At 66.0% G+C, this 1258-nt stretch carries 1 protein-coding gene; it reads left to right on the top strand.

All coding sequences use genetic code 11. The features are described 5' to 3' along the window. Window positions 1-1258 (top strand): acyltransferase domain-containing protein (locus ACQ0O7_RS45160; protein WP_430792111.1); only part of this gene is annotated, 1258 nt, incomplete at both ends.

Raw genomic sequence — 1258 nt, 5'->3', positions numbered from 1 at the left:
GTGGTGCAGCCGGCGTTGTGGGCGGTGATGGTGTCGCTGGCTGCGGTGTGGCGTGCTGCCGGTGTGGAGCCGGATGCGGTGGTGGGTCATTCGCAGGGTGAGATCGCGGCTGCTGCGGTGGCGGGCATTCTGTCGTTGGAGGACGCGGCGAAGGTTGTCGCGTTGCGTAGTCGCACCCTGGCGGCGTTGGCGGGTCATGGCGGGATGCTGTCGATCGCGGAGCCGGTGGACGCGGTCCGGGGCAGGATTGCCTCCTTTGGTGATCGTCTGTCGATCGCTGCGGTGAACGGTCCGTCGGCGACGGTGGTTTCCGGTGAGCCGGGAGCGCTGCACGAGTTGCAGGCCGCGTGTGGTGATGCGGTGCGAACCCGGTTGATCCCGGTGGATTACGCCTCGCATGGTCCGCAGGTCGAGCAGCTGCGGGACGAGATCTTGACCGTGCTGGACGGGATCGTTCCTGGGCGTGCCGCGATCCCGATGGTGTCGGCGCTGACCGGGCAGTGGCTGTCAGGTCCGGAGTTGGACGCCGACTACTGGTACTCGTCACTCCGGGAGACCGTCGAGTTCGACAGGGCCGTGAAAGCGCTGACCGATTCCGGTCACGGCGTGTTCGTTGAGTGTTCTCCGCATCCGGTGTTGATCCAGGCTGTCGACGCCGCTGTCACTGTGGGCAGTCTTCGTCGTGATGACGGTGGCGCGCAGCGTCTGATGGCGTCGTTTGCTGAGGCGTTCGTCAACGGTGTCGCCGTTGACTGGTCGGTGGTGCTGGGCGGGGGGAGAACGGTCTGTCTACCGACGTATGCGTTCCAGCGTCGGTTCTTCTGGCCGAGTGCTCAGCAGGCTGCGCGGGTTGCTGAGGGTGATGCCGAGTTCTGGGCTGCTGTCGAGGGTGGTGATCTGGTCGAGTTCGCTGCCAGGTTGAACGTTGACAGTGCCGGTTTGGGCGATGTGTTGCCGGTGCTGGCTGATTATCGGCGGCGTAGCCACGCCGATGCTGCGGTGGCTGATTGGCGTTATCGGGTGAGCTGGGTTCCGGTGACGGAGTCCTCGGTGGCGTTGTCGGGCAGGTGGCTGGTCCTCGGCGCTGGTACCGACGCCGACACGGTCAGGGCGACATTGGCAGAGCGTGGCGCCGAGGTTCTTCGCGATACCGGCCAGGCGGACATCACGGGTGTGGTGTCGGTGTTGCCCGAGGGTCCGGCGGCGATCGCGGAGTTGATCCGGGAGTTGGGTGCTGCTGGTGTGGTGGCTCCGTTGT

The organism is Actinoplanes sp. G11-F43, assembly GCF_050589265.1.
Lineage (GTDB): Bacteria > Actinomycetota > Actinomycetes > Mycobacteriales > Micromonosporaceae > Actinoplanes.
The sequence above is the reverse complement of the archived record's forward strand: the minus strand, read 5'-3'. Positions and strand labels throughout refer to the sequence as shown.